The 22,289-nt window shown below is 77.0% G+C and carries 17 protein-coding genes; 6 read left to right on the top strand and 11 right to left on the bottom strand.

Annotated elements, in window-relative coordinates; translation table 11 throughout:
- Window positions 1–48: 48 nt before the first annotated feature.
- The 4 genes from HCK00_RS18080 to rsmH form a co-directional block, all read right to left on the bottom strand.
- Window positions 49–1,980 carry a UDP-N-acetylmuramoyl-L-alanyl-D-glutamate--2,6-diaminopimelate ligase gene (locus HCK00_RS18080; protein ID WP_168103024.1) on the bottom strand — a complete coding sequence of 644 codons (1,932 nt, stop codon included), beginning with the start codon at window positions 1,978–1,980 and terminating at the stop codon, window positions 49–51.
- Between the two features lie 227 nt (window positions 1,981–2,207).
- Window positions 2,208–4,229, bottom strand: a complete 2,022-nt coding sequence (locus HCK00_RS18075; protein WP_168103023.1) for a peptidoglycan D,D-transpeptidase FtsI family protein — start codon at window positions 4,227–4,229, stop codon at window positions 2,208–2,210.
- A gap of 39 nt (window positions 4,230–4,268) precedes the next feature.
- Complete coding sequence (gene ftsL, locus HCK00_RS18070) at window positions 4,269–4,712, bottom strand: cell division protein FtsL (RefSeq protein ID WP_168103106.1); 444 nt, start codon at window positions 4,710–4,712, stop codon at window positions 4,269–4,271.
- Window positions 4,713–4,753: 41 nt separating this feature from the next.
- Window positions 4,754–5,710 carry a 16S rRNA (cytosine(1402)-N(4))-methyltransferase RsmH gene (gene rsmH / locus HCK00_RS18065; protein ID WP_168103022.1) on the bottom strand — a complete coding sequence of 319 codons (957 nt, stop codon included), beginning with the start codon at window positions 5,708–5,710 and terminating at the stop codon, window positions 4,754–4,756.
- Window positions 5,711–6,107: 397 nt separating this feature from the next.
- On the opposite strand from rsmH, the gene HCK00_RS18060 reads away from it, so the two are divergent.
- The 4 genes from HCK00_RS18060 to HCK00_RS18045 all read left to right on the top strand — a co-directional run bounded on the left by HCK00_RS18060 (window position 6,108) and on the right by HCK00_RS18045 (window position 12,065).
- Complete coding sequence (locus HCK00_RS18060) at window positions 6,108–6,701, top strand: beta-class carbonic anhydrase (RefSeq protein ID WP_168103021.1); 594 nt, start codon at window positions 6,108–6,110, stop codon at window positions 6,699–6,701.
- A 375-nt stretch (window positions 6,702–7,076) separates the two neighbouring features.
- Entirely contained in the window at window positions 7,077–8,093 is a 1,017-nt protein-coding gene (locus HCK00_RS18055) for an AAA family ATPase (protein WP_168103020.1), read from the top strand.
- Between the two features lie 8 nt (window positions 8,094–8,101).
- Entirely contained in the window at window positions 8,102–9,580 is a 1,479-nt protein-coding gene (locus HCK00_RS18050) for a DUF58 domain-containing protein (RefSeq protein WP_240965659.1), read from the top strand.
- A gap of 22 nt (window positions 9,581–9,602) precedes the next feature.
- Window positions 9,603–12,065, top strand: coding sequence for a transglutaminase TgpA family protein (locus HCK00_RS18045; RefSeq protein WP_168103019.1), 2,463 nt, complete (start codon window positions 9,603–9,605; stop codon window positions 12,063–12,065).
- A gap of 691 nt (window positions 12,066–12,756) precedes the next feature.
- Here the strand turns inward: HCK00_RS18045 and HCK00_RS18040 are convergent.
- The 3 genes from HCK00_RS18040 to HCK00_RS18030 all read right to left on the bottom strand — a co-directional run bounded on the left by HCK00_RS18040 (window position 12,757) and on the right by HCK00_RS18030 (window position 15,112).
- A complete protein-coding gene (locus tag HCK00_RS18040; protein ID WP_168103018.1) occupies window positions 12,757–13,152 on the bottom strand; it encodes an SCO2097 family morphological protein in 396 nt (131 codons plus the stop codon).
- A 276-nt stretch (window positions 13,153–13,428) separates the two neighbouring features.
- On the bottom strand, window positions 13,429–14,217 hold the full coding sequence (locus HCK00_RS18035; protein WP_168103017.1) for a class I SAM-dependent methyltransferase: 789 nt from the start codon (window positions 14,215–14,217) through the stop codon (window positions 13,429–13,431).
- 355 nt (window positions 14,218–14,572) lie between these two features.
- Window positions 14,573–15,112, bottom strand: a complete 540-nt coding sequence (locus HCK00_RS18030) for an SAV_6107 family HEPN domain-containing protein (RefSeq protein ID WP_168103016.1) — start codon at window positions 15,110–15,112, stop codon at window positions 14,573–14,575.
- 497 nt (window positions 15,113–15,609) lie between these two features.
- On the opposite strand from HCK00_RS18030, the gene HCK00_RS18025 reads away from it, so the two are divergent.
- Together HCK00_RS18025 and HCK00_RS18020 are read left to right on the top strand one after the other, a co-directional pair.
- Entirely contained in the window at window positions 15,610–16,233 is a 624-nt protein-coding gene (locus HCK00_RS18025; protein ID WP_168103015.1) for a TetR/AcrR family transcriptional regulator, read from the top strand.
- Window positions 16,234–17,019: 786 nt separating this feature from the next.
- A complete protein-coding gene (locus HCK00_RS18020) occupies window positions 17,020–18,573 on the top strand; it encodes a phytoene desaturase family protein (RefSeq protein ID WP_168103014.1) in 1,554 nt (517 codons plus the stop codon).
- Between the two features lie 227 nt (window positions 18,574–18,800).
- Here HCK00_RS18020 and HCK00_RS18015 read toward each other — a convergent pair whose 3' ends face one another.
- From HCK00_RS18015 to HCK00_RS18000, 4 genes are all read right to left on the bottom strand, one after another.
- Window positions 18,801–19,865, bottom strand: a complete 1,065-nt coding sequence (locus HCK00_RS18015) for a hypothetical protein (RefSeq protein WP_168103013.1) — start codon at window positions 19,863–19,865, stop codon at window positions 18,801–18,803.
- A 30-nt stretch (window positions 19,866–19,895) separates the two neighbouring features.
- Window positions 19,896–20,816, bottom strand: a complete 921-nt coding sequence (gene metF / locus HCK00_RS18010; RefSeq protein ID WP_168103012.1) for a methylenetetrahydrofolate reductase [NAD(P)H] — start codon at window positions 20,814–20,816, stop codon at window positions 19,896–19,898.
- A 269-nt stretch (window positions 20,817–21,085) separates the two neighbouring features.
- A complete protein-coding gene (thiE, locus tag HCK00_RS18005; protein WP_168103011.1) occupies window positions 21,086–21,742 on the bottom strand; it encodes a thiamine phosphate synthase in 657 nt (218 codons plus the stop codon).
- A 121-nt stretch (window positions 21,743–21,863) separates the two neighbouring features.
- Window positions 21,864–22,229 carry an Rv2175c family DNA-binding protein gene (locus HCK00_RS18000; protein ID WP_168103010.1) on the bottom strand — a complete coding sequence of 122 codons (366 nt, stop codon included), beginning with the start codon at window positions 22,227–22,229 and terminating at the stop codon, window positions 21,864–21,866.
- Window positions 22,230–22,289: the final 60 nt, after the last annotated feature.

Genomic DNA, 22,289 nt, shown 5'->3' with positions numbered 1-22,289 from the left:
GCGGGCGGGCGGCTGCCCGGTGCAGGCGTGTGAGCGCATGGCGGTCTGTCATCCCTGGTCGGTGGAGTGCGGGGGGAGCGCGGGGGCGTCGGCCGCGGCGCGCTCCGCGGCGGCGCGGGCGCGGATCGCCCCGGCCAGCACCGCACGGTCGTCGAAGGCGCGGACCACGCCCGCGATGTGCTGGCCCAGCTCGTGCCCCTTGCCGAGCACCAGCACGGCGTCACCGGGCTCGGCGCGGGCCACGGCGGCGGCCACGGCCTCCGCCCGGTCGGCGTGGAGCAGCACCTCGCCGCGCTCGTGGACGGGGACCTCGGAGGCGCCGGTGAGCATCACGGCGAGGATCGCGAGGGGGTCCTCGGAGCGCGGGTTGTCGGAGGTGAGCACCGCGGTGTCGGAGAGCCGGGCCAGGGTGGCGCCCATGGGGCGGCGCTTGTGCGGGTCCCGGTCGCCGCCGCAGCCGAGGACGGCGTGGATGCGGCCCTCGGTGACCTTGCGGACGGCGCGCAGGACGGACTCCACGGCGTCGGGCTTGTGCGCGTAGTCCACCAGGGCGAGGTAGGGCTGGCCCTCGTCCACCCGCTCCAGCCGGCCGGGGACGCCGGGGATGGCGGCGACCCCGTCGGCGGCGGTCTGCGGGTCGGCGCCGGCGACGACCAGCGCGGTGATCGCCGCGAGGGCGTTGGCGACGTTGAAGGGGCCGGGCAGCGGGGCGGCCGCGCGCACCGACTCGCCCTTGGGGCCGACCGCGGTGAACGTGGAGCCGAGCGGCCCGACCTCGATGTCCTCGGCGCGCCAGTCGGCGTCGGGGTGTCCCTCGGCGGAGAAGGTGGTGACCGGGACCTCGGACTCGCGGACCAGGCGCCGGCCGTACTCGTCGTCCAGGTTGACCACGCCCGCGCGGCTGCGGCGGGTGGTGAACAGCTGGGCCTTCGCCCGGAAGTAGTCCTCCATGTCCGGGTGGAAGTCCAGGTGCTCGGGGCTGAGGTTGGTGAAGACGGCGACGTCGAACACGCAGCCGTCCACCCGGCCGAGGACCAGGGCGTGGCTGGAGACCTCCATGGTGACCGAGCGGACGCCGCGTTCGCGCATCACCGCGAAGAGCGCCTGAAGGTCGGTGGCCTCCGGGGTGGTGCGCTCGCTCTTGATGCGCTCGTCACCGATCCGGGACTCCACGGTGCCGATGAGGCCGGTGGGCCCGGGCACGGCCGGCAGCTCCGGGCCGGTGCCGGTGCCGGCGGCCTGGCCGGCCACGGGGGTCCCGGCCGCGGTCTCCCGCCGGTGGCGTTCGGCGGCGGCCGCGCGGAGCCCGCCGTCGACCATGTAGGCGGTGGTGGTCTTGCCGGAGGTGCCGGTGATGCCGATCTGGAGGAGGTCGCTCCCGGGGTCGCCGTAGACGGTGACCGCCAGATCACCCATCCGGGCCCGCGGGTCGTCCACGACGAGGACGGGGAGGCCCGTGGCGGCGGCCCGGCCGGCCCCCGAGGGGTCGGTGAGGACCGCGGCGGCGCCGAGGCCGGCGGCCTGGGTCGCGAAGTCGGCGCCGTGCAGCCGGGCGCCGGGCAGCGCGGCGTAGACGTCGCCGGGGCGGACCGCGCGGGAGTCGTGGGTGATGCCCGTGACCTCCGTGTCCGCGGCGCCCGGCGGGAGCTCGGCACCGAGCCGGCCGGCCAGGACCGCCAGGCGCGTGGGGCGGACACGGCCGGGGCGGGGCGCCCCCGGGTGGCCGGCGGCGGGGCCCGGTGGGGCCTCCTGCGCGGGCGGTGGTGCGGTGGACGGGGTGTGGGACTGATCAGCGTGTGGCACGGCGGTGAGCGTACCCGGCGGGCCGGGGCGGTCGCGAAGCAAGGGGCGGGAGGGGCCCGGCTCACCGCTCGCGGGGACCGGTGTCACGGGTCCCGGGGCGGTGGGATCCGGTGTCACGGGTCCCGGGGCGGTGGGATCCGGTGTCACGGGTCCCGGGGCCGTGGGGTCCGGTGTCATGGGTTCCGGTGTCATGGTCTCGGTTCTCCGGGTTCTCTGGGTTCGGGCGGGCCGCGGGCCACGCGCGCACGGCCCGGCCGCGTCGTGCCGCGGCCGCCGTCCGCCCGCCCACTGTTCCCTGTTGTTCCCCCTTTGCCGGGTTTCGCTCCGGGTTGTTCCGTCTCCGTTCGGCAGGTGCCCGCGGGGCACCTGCCCGGTACCCGGTACTCGCGCCGGGTGCCCGGTGTTCAGTCCCCCGGGTCGAAGGTCACGGGGAGGGCGGGGGCGCTCGCCCCGCTGGGCGGCACCCCGAGGCTCTTCAGGGCGAACTCCATGACCTGCTTGAAGACCGGGCCGCAGACCTGGCCGCCGAAGTAACTCCCCTCGGAGGGGTCCTGGACGGCGCAGTAGACGGTGACCCGCGGCTCGTCGGCGGGCGCGAAACCGGCGAAGGAGGCGGTGTAGCCGCGGTAGCGGCCGGTCTCCGGATCCACCCGGTTGGAGGTACCGGTCTTGCCCGCGACGCGGTACCCGGGGATCCGTGCCCTGGTGCCGGTGCCCTCCTCGCTGCCGACCACCGACTCCAGCATCCTCGTCAGCGTCGTGGCCGTCTTCTCGCCGACCACGCGGGTGGTCTCCGGCTCGGGCGCGGGGCTCCAGCGGCCGTCCGGCCCGGTGGTCCCGCGGACGAGCGTGGGCGTGACGCGCACGCCGCCGTTGGCGATCGTCGAGTACACGGAGGCGGCCTGGACGGCGTTGAGCGACAGGCCCTGGCCGAAGGGGATCGTGTACTGCTGCGAGACGCTCCACGCCTCGGGCTTCGCCAGGATCCCGGGGGTCTCACCGGGATGGCCCAGGCCGGTGGGGCGGCCGATGCCGAACTTGCGCAGGTAGGAGTGGAGGACCCGGTTGGCCTCCGGCTGGGTGGCGCCGAGCTGCTCCACGGCGAGGATGGTGCCGATGTTGCTGGACTTGGCGAGCACACCGTTGAGGGTCAGATACCAGGTGGGGTGGTCGACGTCGTCGGCGAAGAGCCGGTCGGCCCGGGGCAGCCGGTTGGGCACCGTCACATGGGTGCCGGGGGTCGCGGCCCCCTCCTCCAGCACGGCGGCCATCGACATGACCTTGCTGGTGCTGCCGGGCTCGTAGGCGTCCTCCAGCGCCGGGTTGCCCAGACCGCCGGTGGCCCCGGAGAGGTCGTTCGGGTCGAACCCGGGGGCGTTGGCCAGGGCCAGGATCTCGCCGCTGCGGGTGTCCTGGACGACGACGTAGCCCCGTTCCGCCCCGGACTTCTCCACCTGGTCGGTGATGGCGCGCTGCGCCGCCCACTGCACGTCGCGGTCGAGGGTCAGCCGGATGTCGGACCCGGGGACGGCCGGCTGCTCCCGGGCGCTCTCGGTCGGCACGCGGCGCCCGCCGGAGTGCGCGTAGGTGATCCTGCCGGGCTCCCCCGCGAGTTCCCGGTCCAGCTTGGCCTCCAGCCCTCCGCCGCCCTTGCCGTCGGCGCCCACGAACCCCAGGACGCCGGCGGCCAGCTCCTTGTTGGGGTACACCCGCTTGGACCGCGGCTCCTGGTAGACGCCGGCCAGCGGATTGCGCCCGCCGCCGGCGGACTCGCGCTCGGCGAAGGCGGTCTTGAGGTCCTGGATCTGCTTCCAGACCTGCGGGCTGCGGGCACGGGCCAGGACGGCGTAGCGCGAGCCCGGGGTGGACAGCTTCCGGGCCAGCTCGTCCTCGTCCGCGCCGAGCACGGGGGCGAGCAGCGCCGCGGCCCGCGCGGGCGTGTCGCGGGCCTTGCTCTGGCCGGGCGTGAAGAGATACGGGTCGCCGATGATGTCGTAGGCGTCGACGGTGGTGGCGAGCTCACCGCCGTGGCGGTCGGTGATGGAGCCGCGCTCGGCGGCGATCTCGTGCGTGATGTAGCGGTTGACGCGGCTCTTGGCCGCGTACGCCTCGGCGTCCACGGCCTGCACCTGGAGCAGGCGGACGGTGAACACGAGCAGGACGAACGCCAGCCCGAGGCCCACCAGCCGGAGCCGGGGCCGCGGGCTGCCCAGCCGGATCGTGCCCGGGCGGCGGCCGGGGCGCGGCGGGCGCCCGCCGGGGCGGGCCGGGCGGGCGGTGCCACGGGCTTCCCGGGCACCGCGCGCGGACCGGGCCGCGCCGGCCCCGCCCGCTCCGCCGGCCCCGCCGCCGGGGGAGCCGGGCCGGCGGCCACGGGGGGCGGCGGGGCCGGGCACCCGCCGGCGCGGCGGCTGGGAGTCACTCATGCGCGGGCCTTTCCGGTGCGGTGGTGCGGGGTGCCGGTCTCAGCCGCCGGGGCCCGGACGGGGCTCCGGGGCGGCGGAGGTGCCGGGCGAGGCGGAGGTGCCGGGCGAGGCGGAGGTGCCGGGCGAGGCGGGCGCCCCGGCCGGGGACGGCGCGGGGGCGGCGGGCGGGTCGCTCGCCGGGGCGGGCACGCCGCGTACGGTGCCGTCGGGGTAGAGGAAGACGGGGCTGCCGCCGGGCACCATGCCGAGTTCACCGGCGCGGCGCGCGAGCGCGTCGGGCGCGGTGTAGGTGTCGACCTGCTGCTGGAGCGCCTGCTGCTCGTCCGTCAGTTCGGTGGTCTCCCGCTTCAGCTCGCTGAGCCGGAAGGAGCCCTGGTTGAGTGAGGCGTTGAGCAGCAGCAGGCTGATCAGCCCGCCGGCCAGGAGCCCGACCACCAGGGCCACGAACGGGGTGCGGGCCGCCGTCCGCCGTCCGGGCGGCATCAGGCGGGACAGCCGCGCGGCCCGCCCGCGGAGCCCTCGTCTCACCGCCGTTCCTCCCGGATCCGCTGGGCGCCGCGCAGCCGGGCGGGCGCGGCGCGGCGGTTCTCCGCCACCTCCTCCTCGCCGGGCAGTTCGGCACCGCGGGTCAGCAGCTTCAGCCGCGGCTGGTACTGCTCCGGGACGACGGGCAGGCCGGGCGGCGCCGTGGAGCCCGCTCCCTCGGTGAGGACCCGCTTGACCAGCCGGTCCTCCAGCGAGTGGTACGACAGGACGGCGATGCGGCCGCCGACGGCGAGCCGGGAGACGGCGGCGGGCACGGCCCGCTCCAGCACCGACAGCTCGCCGTTGACCTCGATCCGCAGCGCCTGGAAGGTGCGTTTGGCCGGGTTGCCGCCGGTGCGCTTCGCGGCCTGGGGCAGTGCCTCGCGGATGAGTTCCACCAGCCGGCCGCTGGTGGTGAAGGGCTCCTCGGCCCGGGCCCGCACGACGGCCTCCACGATCCTGCGGGCGTGCTTCTCCTCACCGTAGGCGCGCAGCACCCGGACCAGCTCGCCGGGCGGGTAGGTGTTGAGCACCTCGGCGGCGCTGATCCCCGTCGTCTGGTCCATGCGCATGTCGAGCGGGGCGTCGCGGGCGTACGCGAAGCCGCGCCCGTCCTCGTCCAGCTGCATGGAGGAGACGCCGAGGTCGAACAGGACGCCCTGGACGCGGGGGACGCCGAGCCGGTCGAGGACCGCGGGCAGTTCGTCGTAGACGGCGTGCACCAGGGTGGCCCGCGCGGCGTGCGGCGCGAGGCGCTCGCCGGCCAGCCGGAGGGCCTCCGGGTCCCGGTCGAGGCCGATCAGCCGGGCCGCCGGGAAGGTCTCCAGCAGGGCCTCGCCGTGCCCGCCGAGGCCGAGGGTGCAGTCGACGACCGTGGCACCGGGCTCCGCGAGGGCCGGGGCCAGCAGGTCCAGGCACCGCTGGAGCATCACCGGGACGTGTCGGGTCTCGCTCATGCGCCCTCTCCGGCATCGGCGCGCGGCCGCCCGTACCGCCTGGTCCCCGCCCGCTCGGCGGGCCGCCGGCACCGGGGAAGGGGCGCCGGCCGGCCGGGGAGCGGGAGGAGGCCGGGCCGTACGCTCCGGCCGCGCACGCGGGGATTGTTCGGTCCGGGAGCTCCGCGCCTCCCACTTTCCGTCACTTTAGTCCACCGTCCGGCCCGGTCAATCAACGGGCCTGCGCGCCGCGCGGTCCGTGTGACCGCCGCCGGCGCGGAAGCCGCCCGGCGGGCTCCCGCGCCGGTGGCGGCCCGGCCGGTGGCGGTCCGGGCCGGTCCCGTACCGGCTCCCGGGGAGAGGCGCCGACGGGCATCCCCGGCGGTCTCCGCGTGGCCGCGCCCGATACCTTCGGACCATGCCGACCTCCGAGAACACCGCGATCCCCGCCGAGCCCGCCGGCGGCGCTCCGCAGCCCACCGCCGGCGGCGGGACCGCCGCCGGAACCGTCACCACCGGTGTCGTCGACCGGCTGCTGGCCGCCAACCGGGAGTACGCCACGGGGTACGCCGACGCCGGCCGGGGCGCCAGCCCCGCCCTCCACGTGGCCGTCGTGGCCTGCATGGACGCGCGGCTCGACCTCCACGCCGCGCTCGGCCTGAGCCTGGGCGACTGCCACACCATCCGCAACGCGGGCGGGGTGATCACCGAGGACACCCTCCGCTCGCTCACCATCAGCCAGCGCGCCCTGGGCACCCGCAGCGTGGTGCTGATCCACCACACGGACTGCGGCCTGGAGGCGCTCACCGAGGAGTTCCGGCACGAGCTGGAGATGGAGATCGGCCAGCGGCCGAGCTGGGCCGTGGAGGCGTTCCGCGACGTCGACCAGGACGTGCGCCAGTCCGTGCGGCGGGTGCGCGGCTACCCGTTCCTGCCGCACCGCGACGACGTCCGCGGGTTCGTCTTCGACGTGACGACCGGGCTGCTGCGGGAGGTCACTCCCGAGGGGTGACGGCCGGCCGCCGCCGGCGGATCCCGGTGTGACGGCCTCCGGCACCGGTGGGGTGCCGGGCTCCACCGGGCCGTCCGCCGTCCCTCCGCCGGTCCCGGCCGCCCCGGCCGCCCCCGCCTCGCCGTCCTGGCGGGCGGGCCGCCGGGGACCACCCCAGGTCCGCGCGGATCGTCCCGGCGAGCCGGGGCACACGGGGATAAATCGGCCCGGGTTGTCCACAGCCGTGTGACGCGGAGCGGTGGGGGCGGCAAGAATGCGAGGGGAAGGCACCGGGTCCGGCGAACGCCGGGCGCGGTGCGCGCGTATCCGCGCACGGGATGGCGGAGCGGACCACCACGGGGCGGTCCGCTCCGGAGAACGGCCGAGGAGGGCTGGGTGACGACCTATGACGATCGAGCGAGCCTCACGGATCTGACGTCCACCGCGGAGCGTATCCGGCGGTCGGTGGAGAACGTGATCGAGGGCAAGCCGGAGGTCGTACGGCTCTCGCTCACGGTGCTGCTGGCCGAGGGCCATCTGCTGATCGAGGACGTGCCGGGGGTCGGCAAGACCATGCTGGCGAAGGCGCTGGCCCGGTCGGTCGACTGCTCGGTGCGGCGTATCCAGTTCACGCCCGACCTGCTGCCCTCGGACATCACCGGCGTAAGCGTCTTCGACCAGCAGCGGCGGGACTTCGAGTTCAAGCCCGGCGCGATCTTCGCCCAGATCGTGATCGGTGACGAGATCAACCGCGCCTCGCCGAAGACGCAGTCGGCGCTGCTGGAGTCGATGGAGGAGCGCCAGGTCACCGCGGACGGGCAGACGTACGAGCTGCCCACCCCGTTCATGGTGGTGGCCACCCAGAACCCGGTGGAGATGGAGGGCACCTACCCGCTGCCGGAGGCGCAGCGGGACCGCTTCATGGCCCGGGTGTCCATCGGCTACCCCAGCGCCGAGGCCGAGCTGGAGATGCTGGACGTGCACGGCGGCCCGCCCCCGCTGGAGGACCTCCAGCCGGTGGCACACGCGCACGACATCGTGAAGCTGATCGACGCGGTGCGCACCGTCCATGTGGCGGAGCCCGTGCGGCGGTACACGGTGGCGCTGGTCGCGGCCACCCGTGACCACCCGGAGCTGCGCCTGGGCGCCTCCCCGCGCGCGACGCTCCACCTGCTGCGGGCGGCGAAGGCGTCGGCGGCGCTGCAAGGCCGGGACTACGCCCTGCCGGACGACGTCCAGGCGCTGGCGGTGCCCGTCCTGGCGCACCGGCTGCTGCCCACCGCCCAGGCCCAGCTGGGGCGGCGGACGGCCGAGCAGGTGGTCGCCGACATCCTGCGGCAGACACCGGTACCCGGCGCCGCCGCGCAGCAGTGGCCGCCCGGCGCCCGGCCGCCGGGTCTGCGGGGGCTGTGATGCCCCGGATGCCCGGGATGCCCGGGGCACCCGGCGCGTCCGCTCCCCCGCCCGGGCCCCCGCCCGTTCCGGGCTCCGCCGGGGAGGCCGCCGCTCCGCGTGCCGGATCCCCGGCGGCCGGTGGCGGCGCCGGGAACGGCGAGCGCGGCGGGCTGCGTTCCGCGCTGGCCGGGCTGACGACGCGCGGCCGGTCGTTCCTGGCCGCCGGTCTGGCCGCCGCCGCGTGCAGTTATGCCCTGGGCCAGGACGACCTGCTGCGGGTCGGGCTGCTGCTGTCCGTGCTGCCCCTGGTCTGCGTCGCGGTGCTGCACCGCACCCGCTACCAGGTCGCGGGCAGCAGGCGGCTGACGCCGGCGCGGGTGCCGGCGGGCGCGGAGGCCCGGGTGGAGCTGCGGGTGGAGAACGTCTCCCGGCTGCCCACGGGGTTGCTGATGCTGCAGGACGGCGTGCCCTACGTGCTGGGGCCGCGGCCCCGGTTCGTCCTGGACCGGGTGGAGCCCGGCGGCCGCCGCGAGGTGTCCTACCGGGTCCGGTCCGATCTGCGCGGCCGCTATCCGCTGGGGCCGCTGCAACTGCGGCTGGGCGACCCGTTCGGGATGTGCGAGCTGGCCCGCGCCTTCAGCGCCCGGGACGTCCTGACCGTGGTACCGCGCACGGACCCGCTGCCACCGGTCCGGCTCACCGGCGAGGCCGCCGGGTACGGCGAGGGGCGGGAGCGTTCGGCGGCGCTGGCCGGCGAGGACGACGTCATCCCCCGCGGCTACCGGCACGGGGACGATCTGCGGCGCGTCCACTGGCGTTCGACCGCCCGCTACGGCGAGCTGATGGTGCGCCGGGAGGAGCAGCCCCAGCAGCCGCGCTGCACCGTCCTGCTGGACACCCGGCGGTGCGCGTACCGTGGCGCCGGCCCGGACTCGGCGTTCGAGTGGGCGGTGTCTGCGGCCGCCTCCGTCTCCGCGCACCTGCGGGAACGGGGCTTCTCCGTACGGTTGCTGACAGACGGGGGCGAGACGTCGCCCGGCTTCGGCGACGCCCCCGACACGGCCGGGCTGATACTGGACACCCTGGCGGTGGTGGACCACTCCGGGGAGCGGGGCCTGACGGGCGCCCACGACGCGCTGCGCGGGGGCCGCGAGGGGCTGCTCGTGGCGCTCTTCGGCGAGCTGGACGAGGAACAGACGGCGGTGGCGAGCCGGATACGGCGCCGCGGCGGCCGGGCGGTGGCCTTCGTGCTGGACACCGTGGCATGGGCGCGGGAGGCGGAGCCGGACACGGCCGCCTTCCAGGAGCGGCTGCGGCTGCTGCGGGAGTCGGGGTGGACGGTGGTCCCGGTCCCGCCCGGGGCGGCACTGCCCGAACTGTGGCGGACGGCGGACCGGCCGCGCGGGGTGACGGCCCCGCCGGTGTCCCCGGGCGGACCCGGCGGCCCACGGCCCGGGAGCGGGAACGTGAGCGGGGCCGGGAGCGGGAACCTGAGCGGCGGATGACGCAGCGGACCGAGGAGCGGTGATGAGCGGACGCGGACGGCTCGCGGTGAGCGGGGTACTGGCCACCCTCCTGGCGGCGTGTTCCCTGCTGCCGCTGGTGGAGCGGGCCGGGTGGCTGCCGCAGACGGCGTTCCTGCTCGCGGCGGTGGCGGGGGCGGGCGCCCTGGCGCGGCGGGCTCCGCTGCCCCGCCCCCTCACGGTCCTCGCCCAGCTGGTCCTGGCCCTGCTGCTGCTGACGTGGACCTTCGCCCGGGGACAGGCCGTGGCCTGGGTGCTGCCGGGCCCCGACGCCTTCCGCGAGTTCGCGATGCTGCTGTCGGAGGGCGGCCAGGATGTCGGGAACTACGCGATACCGGCGCCCCTCACCCCCGGCATCCGGCTGATGCTCGTCGGCGGAGTGCTGGTGATCGGCCTGCTGGTGGACGCCCTCGCGGTGACCTACCGCGCGGCCGCCCCCGCCGGGCTGCCGCTGCTGGCGCTGTACTCGGTGGCCGCCGGGCTGGACCAGGGCGCCTCGCGCTGGCCGTGGTTCCTGCTGGCGGCGGTCGGATATCTCCTGCTCCTGCTGGCGGAGGGCCGGGACCGGCTCTCCCGCTGGGGACGGATCTTCAGCGGCGCCGCCCCCGCGCCCAGCAGGCTGGGGGCCGGACTGGAGACGGGGGGCGGCCGGGCCACCGCGCCGCTGCGCACGGGGCGCCGCATCGGCGCGGTGACGCTGGGCATCGCCGTCCTGCTGCCCGCCGCGCTGCCGTCGCTCGGCGACGGCCTGTTCACCGGGCGGCAGGGTGCCGGGGGCAGCGGCCCCGGCGGGGCCACGATCACCACCGTGAACCCGCTGGTGTCCCTGCAGAACAGCCTCAACCAGCCGGAGAACCAGGAGGTCCTCTCCTACCGCACCAACGCGGAGGACACCGGTGACCTCTATCTGCGCATCGTCGCCCTCGACCAGTTCGACGGCACCTCCTGGAAGTCCTCCGAGCGGCCGATACGGCCCGTGCCCGCCGAACTGCCGCCACCCCCGGGGCTGAGCTCCGAGATCGCGACCACCCGGGTGGAGACCACCGTCTCGGCCTCGGACTCCTACCGGCAGAGCTGGCTGCCGATGCCCTACCCGGCGACCGGGGTGGAGATCGACGGGCGGTGGAGCTTCGAGCCGGAGGGCCGCACGCTGGTCGGCAACCGCCGGCAGACCACCCGCGGAGCCGACTACCGGGTCTCCCACCTGCTGGTGGAGCCGACGGCGGCGCAACTGGCGGCGGCGGGCCCGCCGCCCGAGGACGTACGGCGGGAGTACACCGAGGTGCCCGACTCGCTGCCGGGGGTGGTGGCGAGCACCGCGCGGGAGATCACGGCCGGCGCGGCCACCGACTACGACCGGGCGGTCCGGCTCCAGGACTGGTTCGCGGTGGACGGCGGCTTCGTCTACGACACCCAGGTGGACGCGGGGAGCGGCAGCGCGGCGATCGCCAGGTTCCTGGAGCGCAAGGAGGGCTTCTGCGTCCACTTCTCCTTCTCCATGGCCGCCATGGCCCGGACGCTGGGCATCCCGGCGCGGGTCGCGGTCGGCTTCACCCCGGGCACCCCGAACGCGGACGGGGTCATGTCGGTCGGCCTGCGGGACGCGCACGCCTGGCCGGAGCTGTACTTCGAGGGTGTCGGGTGGGTCCGTTTCGAGCCGACACCCTCGCGGGGCACCGCCCCCGACTACACCGTGCCGGAGACCCCTGCCGACAGCGGCACGGCCCCCGAGGAGCCGGAGCCGGCGGAGTCCGACACGCCCGAGGCGGCACCGTCCGAGCGTGCGGACTGCCCGCCGCAGGAACAGGCCCTCGGCGAGTGCGAGGTGCCGCCGGCCGACGCGGCGGGCGGCACCGGGGGCGGTGGTCCGCCGCTGCGCACCCTGCTGCTCTCCGCCGGGGCGGCACTCCTGCTGCTGGGGCTGCCCCTGCTGCCCGCCGTGTGGCGGTCCCGGACCCGGGCGCGCCGGCTGGCCGCCGCCGAGCGGGAGCCGCGGGGCGTCGCCGGTGAGGGCGGTGAGGACGGTGAGGATCCGCGGATCACCGCGGAGGGGGTGCTGGCGGCCTGGCGGGAGCTGATCGACTCCGCCTGGGACCACGGGTTCCCGCCCGACGACGCGCAGACCCCGCGCCGGGCCGCCGACCGGGTGGTGACCGCCGCGGGTCTGGACGCCGTCACGGCGGAGTCGGTGCGCAGGATCGCCACAGCCGTCGAACAGGTGCTGTACGCCCCGGTGCCACGGAGGGTTCCGGGGATCGCCGGGGACGTCCGTCGGGTGCGGGCCGCGCTGCACGCCTCGGCCGGGCGGGGCGCGCGGCTGCGGGCCCGGTTCGCGCCGCGTTCGGCGGTACGGGTGGTGTGGGCCCTCTCCCGCCGCCGGGTGGCGCTGGCGGAGCGGTGGCACACCGCGCGCCGGGCGGCGGCGGTGCGCCTCGCCCGCCGTGTCCCGGGCCGTCAGCAGGGCTGAGCGGGCCGGACCGGGCACGCCTCGGCCAAGCGGGGCACACGGCTGCGCGGGCCCGGTTCGCGCCGCGTTCGGCGGTACGGGCCGAGCGGACCGGGCCGGACCGCACCGCGGGACGCCACGCGCAGGAGTCCCCGGCCCGGCGGGACTCCGGGGGCCTGGCGCCCCGGAGGCCGGAACCCCCGGGGCGTCCCAGGGCCCGGTGCCCGGCGGCGGAGCGTCTTCCCGGCCGAGGCTCCGGCCGCGTGGCGCGGCTGCCGTGGCTCCCGTCCGCTCGAAGAGATCACCTGCCGCCCCGCGCTCGGCGCGGGCCGGGACGGGCCGAGGGCCGCCGTGCGCGCGGGCGCCGGACGGGCCGGGCCCGAGCGGACGGACAGGAGCGGTTCGCGGGGCGCGCGGTGGGGGCGCCGGTGCAGGTCACCGACCCGGCGTCACGGCCGGCGGCTCACGGCTCACGGCTCACGGCTCACGGCTCACGGCTCACGGCTCACGGGAACGCCTACCGCGTTCGGCGGCGGCGTGCCGGGCCGGGTTGCGCGGGGCCGAGGGCCGGTCACCCCCGGTGCACCGTCACCGGCCGGGCACGACGCGAGGGGTGGTCTCAGCCTGAGACCACCCCTCGTGCCTGCTGCCGGTACCGGGCGGGAGCGCGCCGTACCGGCCGGTGGGCCGGTGCCGCGCGCTCCGGGGAGCACTACCCCGTTTCGTCGCGCCGGCGCTGCCAGCGCTCCTCGATCCGGTTCATCATCGAGCGGCGCTGTCTGCCCTGTTTGCGGCCCTCCGGGCCGACCGGGGCCGCCGGCTGCTGCTCACCCGGCTTGGGGGCCTTGCGCCAGCCGGTGACGGCGAGAGCCGCGCACCCGAGCATGACGAGGAACCCCACGACACTGATCCAGATCTGCTGGGCGACCATGCCCGCCATGAGGAGCGCGATACCCACCAGAAAACCCGCGACCGCTTGGTACACCCGGCGGCGGGTGTACGTGCGCAGCCCGCTTCCATCAAGCGCTGTCGCGAACTTGGGATCTTCGGCGTACAGCGCTCGCTCCATCTGCTCGAGCATGCGCTGCTCGTGCTCCGAGAGCGGCACGGAGTCCTCCTACTCGTCGGTCGCGGGGAGCGACCGGGTGCGACGCTTTCAGGATAGGCAGGGACGCGCCCCCGGGAAACCCGCCCCTCGCGCACGTTCCTCGGACGGACAACGCGCCGACGGGAAGATTCCGGGCGGCTCTCCCCTGCTGCCCGTCCGGCGATGCCGACCGTGTTCCCTCGATCATACGGGGCAATGCGTCCGATTGGGTGAGGCTGTGGCTCAGAGCATGCGCCGGACGGAGCCGGGCGACTCCGGACGGTAGGTCGTACGGGGTCAGCCGGATTCGCGTTCAGCCAGCACGTGCAACTGGGTGGCGACCGCGCGGAAGGCGGGGACCTCGGCGGCGGCCGCCTCCAGCCGGAGCAGCGCCTCCACGGCCCCGGGCTCCCCGTCGACCAGGGCGCCGGGCACGAGGTCGGCGAAGACCCGTACGCCGTGCACCGCCTCCACGGTGAGCCCCTCGCCGGTGACGAGCTCCGTCAGCTGTTCCGGGGAGAACCGCCGGGGCACCGGGTCACCCTCGCCCCAGCGGCCGTGCGGGTCACCGAGGGCCTGCCGCGCCTCGGCGAAGTGCCCGGCGAGAGCGCGGGCGAGCACGGCGCCCCCGAGCCCGGCCGCGAGCACGCTGAGCGTGCCGGACGGCCGGAGCGCGGCCACCGCGTTGCGGACGCCCTCCGCCGGGTCGTCGACGTACTCCAGCACGCCGTGGCAGAGGACGGCGTCGAAACCGCCTCGCTCCACCACGTCGAACAGGCCGCGGGCGTCGCCCTGGACGCCGCGCACCCGGTCCGCCACGCCCTCCTCACCGGCGCGCCGCTCCAGCGCGAAGAGGGCGTTGGGGCTGGGATCGACGACGGTGACCCGGTGGCCCAGCCGGGCGACGGGCACCGCGAAGTTGCCCGTGCCGCCCCCGGTGTCCAGCACGTCGAGGACGCGGCCGGCTCCCCCGGCGGTGCCCTCCGCGGCGGTCACGGCCTTCAGCCGGCGGTCGAGTGCCTCCCGGAGGACGTCCCGGACCACGGCGGTTCTCAGTGAGGCTCGGGGGCGCATCGGGTCGGACACGGCGGGCGGCTCCTCGGCGCAGGACCGCCGCGGGCGGCGGTCGCAGTCGGTGCAGGCGGCTCCCACCCTATTGCCTTCCGCCGCTCTCCCCCGCCCGCCTCCCGTCCCGCTCCCCCTGGGCCCCTCGCACTCACTCTCCTCGCAGCACGCAGCAGGCAGCACGCCGTCCGGCCGCACGGCCCTCCTGGCGCCATCGCGCGCCGGCCGCGCCACCCCGCCGGCCGTCCCGCCCCCTCCCGCCGGGTGGGCCCGGCTTCTCCGGCGGACCCCGCCGGCCGCGGACCGCGCGTGCCCGGCGGGCCCCGTCCCCCCGGGGCGGCCCGTGGCCGTGGCGTCCCCGCCCGGGCGGGGACGCTCAGCCGGTGCCGGACCGGGGACGCTCCCCGGGCGCCTCCGCGCGGGCCTGCGGGAGCACCGGCTGGAGGGCCAGCATCCGCTCCACCATGCGGAGGAACAGCCCGGCGTCACGCAGCAGGTCGTCGGCGTCGCGCGGGCCGGCCGCGTCCCGTATGCCGGCCTCCGCGCGGGCCCGCCGGGAGGCACCGGAGGCGAACAGCATGCTCCACTCGGCCAGTTCGGGCGCGACCTCGGGGAGCACCTCCCAGGCGCTGCGGATGCGCTGCCGCCCGCGCGGGGTGGCCTCCGGCCGCCCGTGGACGGCGAGCACGGCGGCAGCGGTGCGCAGGGCGGCGAGGTGGGCGGTGGCGTAGCGCTCGTTCGGCTCGGGGAGGGCGGCGGCCTCCTCCAGCCCGGCACGGGCCTGGGCCAGCATCCCCAGGGCCTCGCGGGGCACCCCGGAACGGCGCACCACCGGGTGGACATCGGCCGGGGAACCCCCGCGCGCGGTGGCGGGGGCGCGGCGCCGGCGCGCTGCGGCGGACGGTGCTGTCGCCATGACGAACCTCCTGTCGTCGCGTAACGGCCGTACGGGCCGTATGCCCACATCGTCGGGCACACCACTGACAATCCGTACTGAGCTGCGGTTTCCGGCTGTTCAGGGGCCCCGTGCCACCCTCCGGGCCCCGCTGCCCGGCCCCGGCCCCGGGCCGCCTCCGCGTTCCCCGCCTCCCCCGACGACCCCGACGACCCCGACGTTCTCGACGTCCCCGACGTCCCGGCCGCTCCTCGCCGCCCGCACCGGCCGGGGGCGGCGGGGGCGTCCCCTCGGGGCGTCCCAGCGGTTCCGTTCCCCGGAGGTCCCGGCCCGGCGGGCACCGTCGCAGCCCTGGTCTCCCCGCCCGCGCACCGCCCGGCCGCCCGGCCGCCCGCCGCCGGAGACCCCCGACCGGCGGCCCGGGCGGGCACGTCCCGGGGACCGGCCGGTCCGGGCGTACCGGGCGTGTTCCGTCCCAGCGCCTCGCCGACCGTGCGGTAACCGGGAGAATCACCCTCATGGAGAACATCCGCAACCGCCGCCGTACCACCCGTTCGAAGCTCTACGACGCGGCGGTGACGCTCATCGCGGAGCAGGGGTTCTCGGCGACCACGGTGGAGGAGATCGCCGAGCGCGCCGGGGTCGCCAAGGGCACCGTCTACTACAACTTCGCCAACAAGACCGAACTCTTCGAGGAGTTACTCCGGCACGGGGTGGGGATGTTCACCGACGCCCTGCGGCGGGCGGCCGAGGAGACCGCCGCGCGGGGCGGGCGCCGGGTGGACGCGCTGGACGCCATGGTCGGCGCCGGCCTGGTGTTCGTCGACCGCTCCCCCGCCTTCACCCGGCTCTACGTGGCGGAGGTGTGGCGCACCAACCGGCCCTGGCGGGACACGCTGCTGGCGTTGCGGCGGCAGAACCTCGCCGTGGTGGAGACGGTGATCCGGGAGGCCGTGGCCGAGGGCGAGCTGAGCCCGGAGACGGACCCGCAGCTCACGGCAGCCGCGCTGGTCGGCATGGTGCTGGTGGCGGCGCTGGACTGGCAGGCGTTCCAGCCGGAGCGGACCCTCGGCGAGGTGCACGCCTCGCTCTCCCGGCTGCTGCCGGGGGCCCTGGGCGGGGAGTTCGCCGCCCGGGCCTGACGGGCCGGGTGCGGCAGAGAAGCGGGGCCGGAGCATCCGGGGCACGGTGCCGCCCCACGGGACGGATGCGTCCCCGGACCCGCGGTCGAGGCCGGAACCCGCGCCACGCCGGGTGGGCACCCCGTGCGGTGGCTCCGCGGCGGTGGCTCCGCGGCGACGGTGCGGACGGAAGGTCACGGTACCGGCGCCGGACGGCGCTTCACCGGGGTGACGGCGGTAGCGGGCGCGGTACGCGCGCTCCGGCCGCCGTTCGGGACCGGACCGCGGCCGCGGAGCCACCGCACGGGGTGCCGGCGCGCGGCGCTGCCCTGGCGTGGCGCGATCCCCCGTCGTACCCCGCCAGGGCAGCGTTCCCCCGTGCCCCCGTACCCGGACGCGGGGATCTCCCCCGCGCCGCCCGGACGAGCTCCCCCGTGGCGCTCCTCCGGGCTTCCCGGGGTGCCGGCCGTTCCGCCGCCCCGTGCCGGCGGTGCCGAACCGGCTCCCCTTCCGTGCCCCTCACTCTTCCGGCTCCGGGGTTCCGGGCCCATCCGCCCGGCTACTCAACCGGCGTCTGGGTACGGCTACTCAGTTCCCCGGCCCGCCGGCGGCCGTCCGGCGCGGGGCGGCCGCCGGGGCCCACCGCCCTGCCCCCGGGCGCCGGCAACTCCCGCGCTGCGGCACACCCCGGGCCGGGGCCGCCCCTCCCGGCAGGTCCCGGCACGGGCCCCGGCGTGCACCAGGTCACACGGCCGTCCGGCCCCCCGGCGGCGGACCCGCCGGTCCCGGCTGGCTAGGGTCTCGGCCATGGCACGGATTGCGGTGATCGGCGCCGGGACGGGCGCGATGGCGGCCGCCGCCCGGCTGGCCGTGGCGGGCCACCGGGTGACGGTGTACGAGCGTTCGGGCACCCACGGGGGCGCCCTCCGCCGCGTCGAGCGGGACGGGTTCGCCTTCGGCACCGGGCCCGGCCTGCTCCATCTGCCCGCCGTCTTCCGGGACCTGTTCCTCAAGACCGGCAAGGAGCCGCTGGAGGCCTGCGTCGGGCTGGAGCGGGTGGAGCCGGCGAGCCGCCACCTGTTCGCCGACGGCACGGACGTCGCCCTGCCCGCCGCCTCCCGCGCCGGGGTCGTCGGGGCGCTGGACGCGGCGCTCGGCGCGGGCGCCGGTGAACGCTGGAGCGCCCTGCTCGGCCGCGCCCGGGAGGCCTGGGAGGTCACCCGCCGGCCGCTGCTGGAGGAGCCGCTGGCGCACGGCGGGGACCGGGCCCCGGTCGAACACGACCCCTACCCGGCCACGGCGGGGCGCGGGCCCGCCCTGCTGCGGCGCGCCCGCCGCCCCCGTACCCTCGCCGGACTCGGCCGGCGCGAGCTGCGGGACCCGCGCCTGTCCGCGCTGCTGGAGAGTCACGCCCTCGCGTACGGCCTCGATCCGCGCACCGCTCCGGCGAGCGCCGCCGTCCTGCCGTATCTGGAACACACCTTCGGCAGCTGGTCCGTGCGCGGCGGGACACGGGCACTGGCGGAAGCGCTCCACGACCGGTGCCGGGCCCGGGGCGTGGCCTTCGTCTTCGGCGCGGAGGTGACCGGGGTCGTGGTGGAGGACGGCCGGGCCACCGGGCTTGCCCTGCGCGACGGCACGCACGTGCCGGCGGACGCCGTCGTCTCCGGCGTGGACGTCCGGCTGCTGCACGGCGCGCTGCTGCCGCCGGGTCAGGCCGGCCCGCCGCCCTCGGCCCACCCCGGTCTCGGCCGGTTCTCGCTGCTGCTGGCCCTGCGCGGGCGGCACCCCGCCGGGACGGCGCACCGCACGGTGGTGCACGCGACCGCCCCCGAGGGTGAACGGGCCGGTCTGGACGGGGACTTCGAGCGGCTGTGCGAGGGGCCGACGGTCGTCGTGGACCGTCCCGGCGATCCCGCGCTGTGCCCGGACGAGGACCACGGGACGGCGGTGCTCACGGTGACCGTGCCCCCGCACGCCGCGAGCCCGGCGGCCCCGGCGGCCGGCCTCGACTGGACCGTCCCGGGCCGGGCGGAGCGTTTCGCCGGTGCCGTGCTCGCGGCCGCCGACGCCGCCGGCCTCGGCCTGGGCGGCCGGGTGCTGTGGCAGGAGACGCACACCCCGGCCGACACCGAGCGGGAGACGGGGGCGCCGGGCGGCTCCGTACCCGGCCCGGCGCTCGCCGGCGCCGGGGGTGCCTTCCTCCGTGCCGGGAACGCGGCCGGTCCGGAGGGGCCCAGGGGGTTGTACCGCGTGGGAGGTTCGGCCCACCCGGGCGGCGGGCTGCCGCACACCGGGATGTCGGGGGCGCTGGTCGCCGGGCTCCTCGTGCACGGGGCCGGCTGGCGCGGCTCGGCCTGACGCCGCCCCACTGCCGGACCGGCCGGGCAGAGAGCCGGACGGGAGGGCGAGAGGAGGAGGCACGGCCGGGACGACGAGCGGCCGGACGGAGCACGGCCGGCCGGGAGGACGGCCCGCGAGGCCGTCGGCAGGGGGCCCGGACGCGGCGGGCGAACGGCGCGCCGCGTGGACGCGGCGGCAACGGCGCCGCGGTCTCCCGGCGCCCGGGCCCGCGGCGCCGGTGGGTCTCAGTAGCGGTACTGCTGTTCGTCGTAGCCGCCGCTGCTGTAGCCGGGCGGCGCCTGGTAGGGGTAGGCCTGCTGGTCCGCCGCGGGGGCGTCCGTCCGGTCGGCGCCGCCGCCCTCCCGCTGCTGCGGCATCCAGACACCGCCGGGCGGCGTGTCGTAGGTCCCCGCGTAGGGGTCGTGGGCGGCGCCGGAGCCGTACGGGCCGGGCCCGCCGGGGTACGGGCCGGTCCCCGGGTACGGTTCGCCGGTCCCCGCGTACCCCTGGCCGTGCCCGTGTTCCTGGCCGCCGGGGTACGGCTCGGACCAGCCGCCGCCCTGCTGGTACCCGTCCCCGGAGTAGCCGTAGCCGCCTTGTTCCTGGCCCGGCCAGGCGGCCTGGGCGGCGGCGGGGCCCGGGGCGTAGCTGCCGTAGCCGTCGTCGTAGCCGGCGTAGGCGTATCCGTCGTGACCGCCCTGGCCGTTCTGGCTGCCCTGGCCGTTCTGCCCGTCGGCGTACCCCTGGTCGCCCCCGGGGTAGCCGTACCCGGCGCCCGCGGTGGCCGCGTAGGCGTCCTCGCCGCGGCCCGGGTCGCCGTAGCGGGTGTCGCCGTAGCGGCCGTACCCGCCGGTGTCCTCGTCGGGCATCGGTTCGGGCCGGTAGAGCGCCGGCTCCGGGGGCTCCCCCGCGCCGGGGACGCCCTGCCGGTCACCGGCGCCGTCTCCGGCGGCCGTGTGCGCCGGGTCTCCGGATCCCTCGGTGACCTCCGAGAACTCCAGGGGCGGCTCGTCCGGGGCGGGGGAGCCCTTGCGGCGCTTGCTCGCGCCGGGCCGGCCGCCGAGCGCCCAGCCGGTGGAGAAGCCGCGGCGGAAGGAGAGGGTCACCAGGGTCTGGCCGGCCGCGAAGGCCAGGGTGCCGACCCCGATGAGCGCCCGCGAGGGGTAGACCAGCACGCCGACGACCACGCACGAGAAGCCGGCGAAGGCCAGCAGCCGCCACCGCAGCCGCGCCTTGTACTGGAGCAGCACCTCACCCAGGAGCCACAGGGCAACGACCCCGAACGCGATGTAGAGGACTGTCCAGCCCATCTGCCGCCCCGCTTCCGCACTGTCCGGCCTTCACCGGGGCCGCTGGTGCAGCCCCAGGTTCTCGTAGATCTCCAGCGTCGCCGTGGAGTGGTTGAGCGTGATGAAGTGCAGGCCGGGAACGCCCTCGTCCGTCAGCCGCGCACACAGCTCCGTGGCGTATTCGATTCCCAAGGAGCGTACAGCGGCGCTGTCGTCCTTGACCGCGAGGATCCTCTCGGCCAGCTCCGGCGGGAAGGCCGCGTTGCTGAGCTGGGCGAATCGCTCGATCTGCCGGACGTTGGTGACCGGCATGATCTCGGGGATGATCGGGGTGTCGCAGCCGGCGGCGGCGACCCGGTCGCGCAGCCGCAGATAGTCCTCCGGGTAGAAGAACATCTGGGTGATGGCGAAGTCGGCGCCCGCCCGGCACTTGTCCACGAAGTGCCGGATGTCGGTGTCCCAGTCCGCCGACCGGGGGTGCATCTCGGGGAAGGCGGCGACGCCCACGCAGAAGTCCCCCGACTCCTTGATGAGTCGGACGAGGTCGGCCGCGTACTCCACGCCCTGGGGGTGCCGCACCCACTCCCCCATCGGGTCGCCGGGCGGGTCGCCGCGGAGGGCGAGCATGTTGCGGATCCCGGCGGCGGCGTAACTGCCGATGACGTTGCGCAGCTCGGCGACGGAGTGGCCCACGGCGGTGAGGTGGCCGACGGGTGTGAGCGTGGTCTCGGTGGCGATGCGCTCGGTGGCGTGCACGGTGCCCTCGCGGGAGGAGCCGCCCGCGCCGTAGGTCACGGAGACGAAGGTGGGCGCGACGGCCTCGATCCGGCGGACGGCGTCCCACAGGGTCCGCTCGCCCTTCGCCGTCCGGGGGGCGAAGAACTCGAACGAGTACGACCGCTCTCCGGAGGCGAGCAGGTCGCGCACGGTGCGGGCGTGGTCCGTCCGGGTGGAGGGCATGCCATGGGCCATACCGGCAGGTTAACCAGGGCGGCGGGGGGACCCCCAGCCCTGTCCAGCAAACGGACAGCGCGTACGGGCGGCCGGGGCCGGGCCCGGGGGCGTGCCGGGGGACGGCCCGGGGGCGGGGGACCGGGCCGGGACGGAGATGCGGGCCCGGGACGGTGATGCGGGACGGCGGACCGGCCCGGTACCGCTCCGCCCGGGGCACCCCCGGATCCCGGACGGGGGCGCGGAACGGCGTTCCGTCCGCGCCGCCGGCCCGGGGAGCCCGGCTCCCGTCAGAGCGGCCGTTCGCGCAGCCTCCGGGCGAGTTCCGCGGCGGCGGCGCCCGGGTCGGGGGCGTCGGTGACGGCGCGGACGACGACGACCCGGCGGGCCCCCGCGTCCAGCACTTCCTCCAGATTGGCCGCGCCGATGCCGCCGATGGCGAACCACGGGCGGTCGGTGCCGAGGGCGGCGGCCCGGCGCACGAGGTCCACGCCGGCGGCCTCCCGGCCCGGCTTGGTGGGCGTGGGCCAGCAGGGGCCCACGCAGAAGTAGTCCACCCCCGGTTCGTCGGCCGCCGCGGCGGCCTGCGCCGCGGAGTGGGTGGAGCGGCCGATCAGCGGCCCGTCGCCGAGCACCGCGCGGGCGGCGGGCACCGGCAGGTCGCCCTGGCCGAGGTGGAGCACACCGGCGCCGGCGGCGTGGGCCACGTCGGCGCGGTCGTTGACCGCCAGCAGCTTGCCGTGGCGGCGGCACACCTCGGCCATCAGCTCCAGGTGCTCCAGCTCCTCGCGGGCCTCGATGCCCTTCTCGCGGAGCTGCACGATGTCGACCCCGGCGGAGAGCACCTCCTCCAGGAAGGCGAGCAGGTCGCCCTGGCGGCCGCGGGCGTCGGTGCAGAGGTAGAGCCGGGCGTCGGCGAGGAGCGCGGCGGCCTCGGAGCGGGCCATGGGTCCCCCGTTTCGGCGGTGCGCGGGACCGGGGGCCGGGCCGGGAGGTACCGGGCCCGGCCCCCGGCCCGCGCACCGCGGGTCGTTCGGACGGTTCGGGTGGAGCGGCGGCGCGCCCCGGTCAGACGGCGAGCGCCTGGGCCCGGCGCTTCACCTCCGTGCCGCGGTTCTCGCTCAGCGCCTGGGCCGGGGTGCCCGGCAGGGTCGGGTCCGGAGTGAAGAGCCACTCCAGCATCTCCTCGTCGGTGAAGCCGTCGTCCCGCAGGAGCGTGAGGGTGCCGGCGAGGCCCTTCGTCACCCGGCCGTCGCCGATGAAGACGGCCGGCACCATGAGCACCCGGTTCTCACCGCGGCGCACCGCGATCAGCTGGCCCTCCTTGACGAGCTGCCGGACGCGCGTCACCTCCACCTCGAGGCGTTCGGCGACGTCGGGGAGGGTGAGCCAGTCGGAAACGAGCGCATCGGTCTTCGTGTCAATCTCGGTCACGGGACAAGCCTGCCATCCGGGACCGACAAGCAGGAAGCGCGGCACCGCCGGGTGGGCGGC

This window comes from Streptomyces zingiberis (assembly GCF_012034935.1).
GTDB classification, from domain to species: Bacteria; Actinomycetota; Actinomycetes; order Streptomycetales; family Streptomycetaceae; genus Streptomyces; species Streptomyces zingiberis.
Note: the sequence above shows the minus strand (reverse complement) of the source record. Positions and strands in the feature narration are given on the sequence as shown.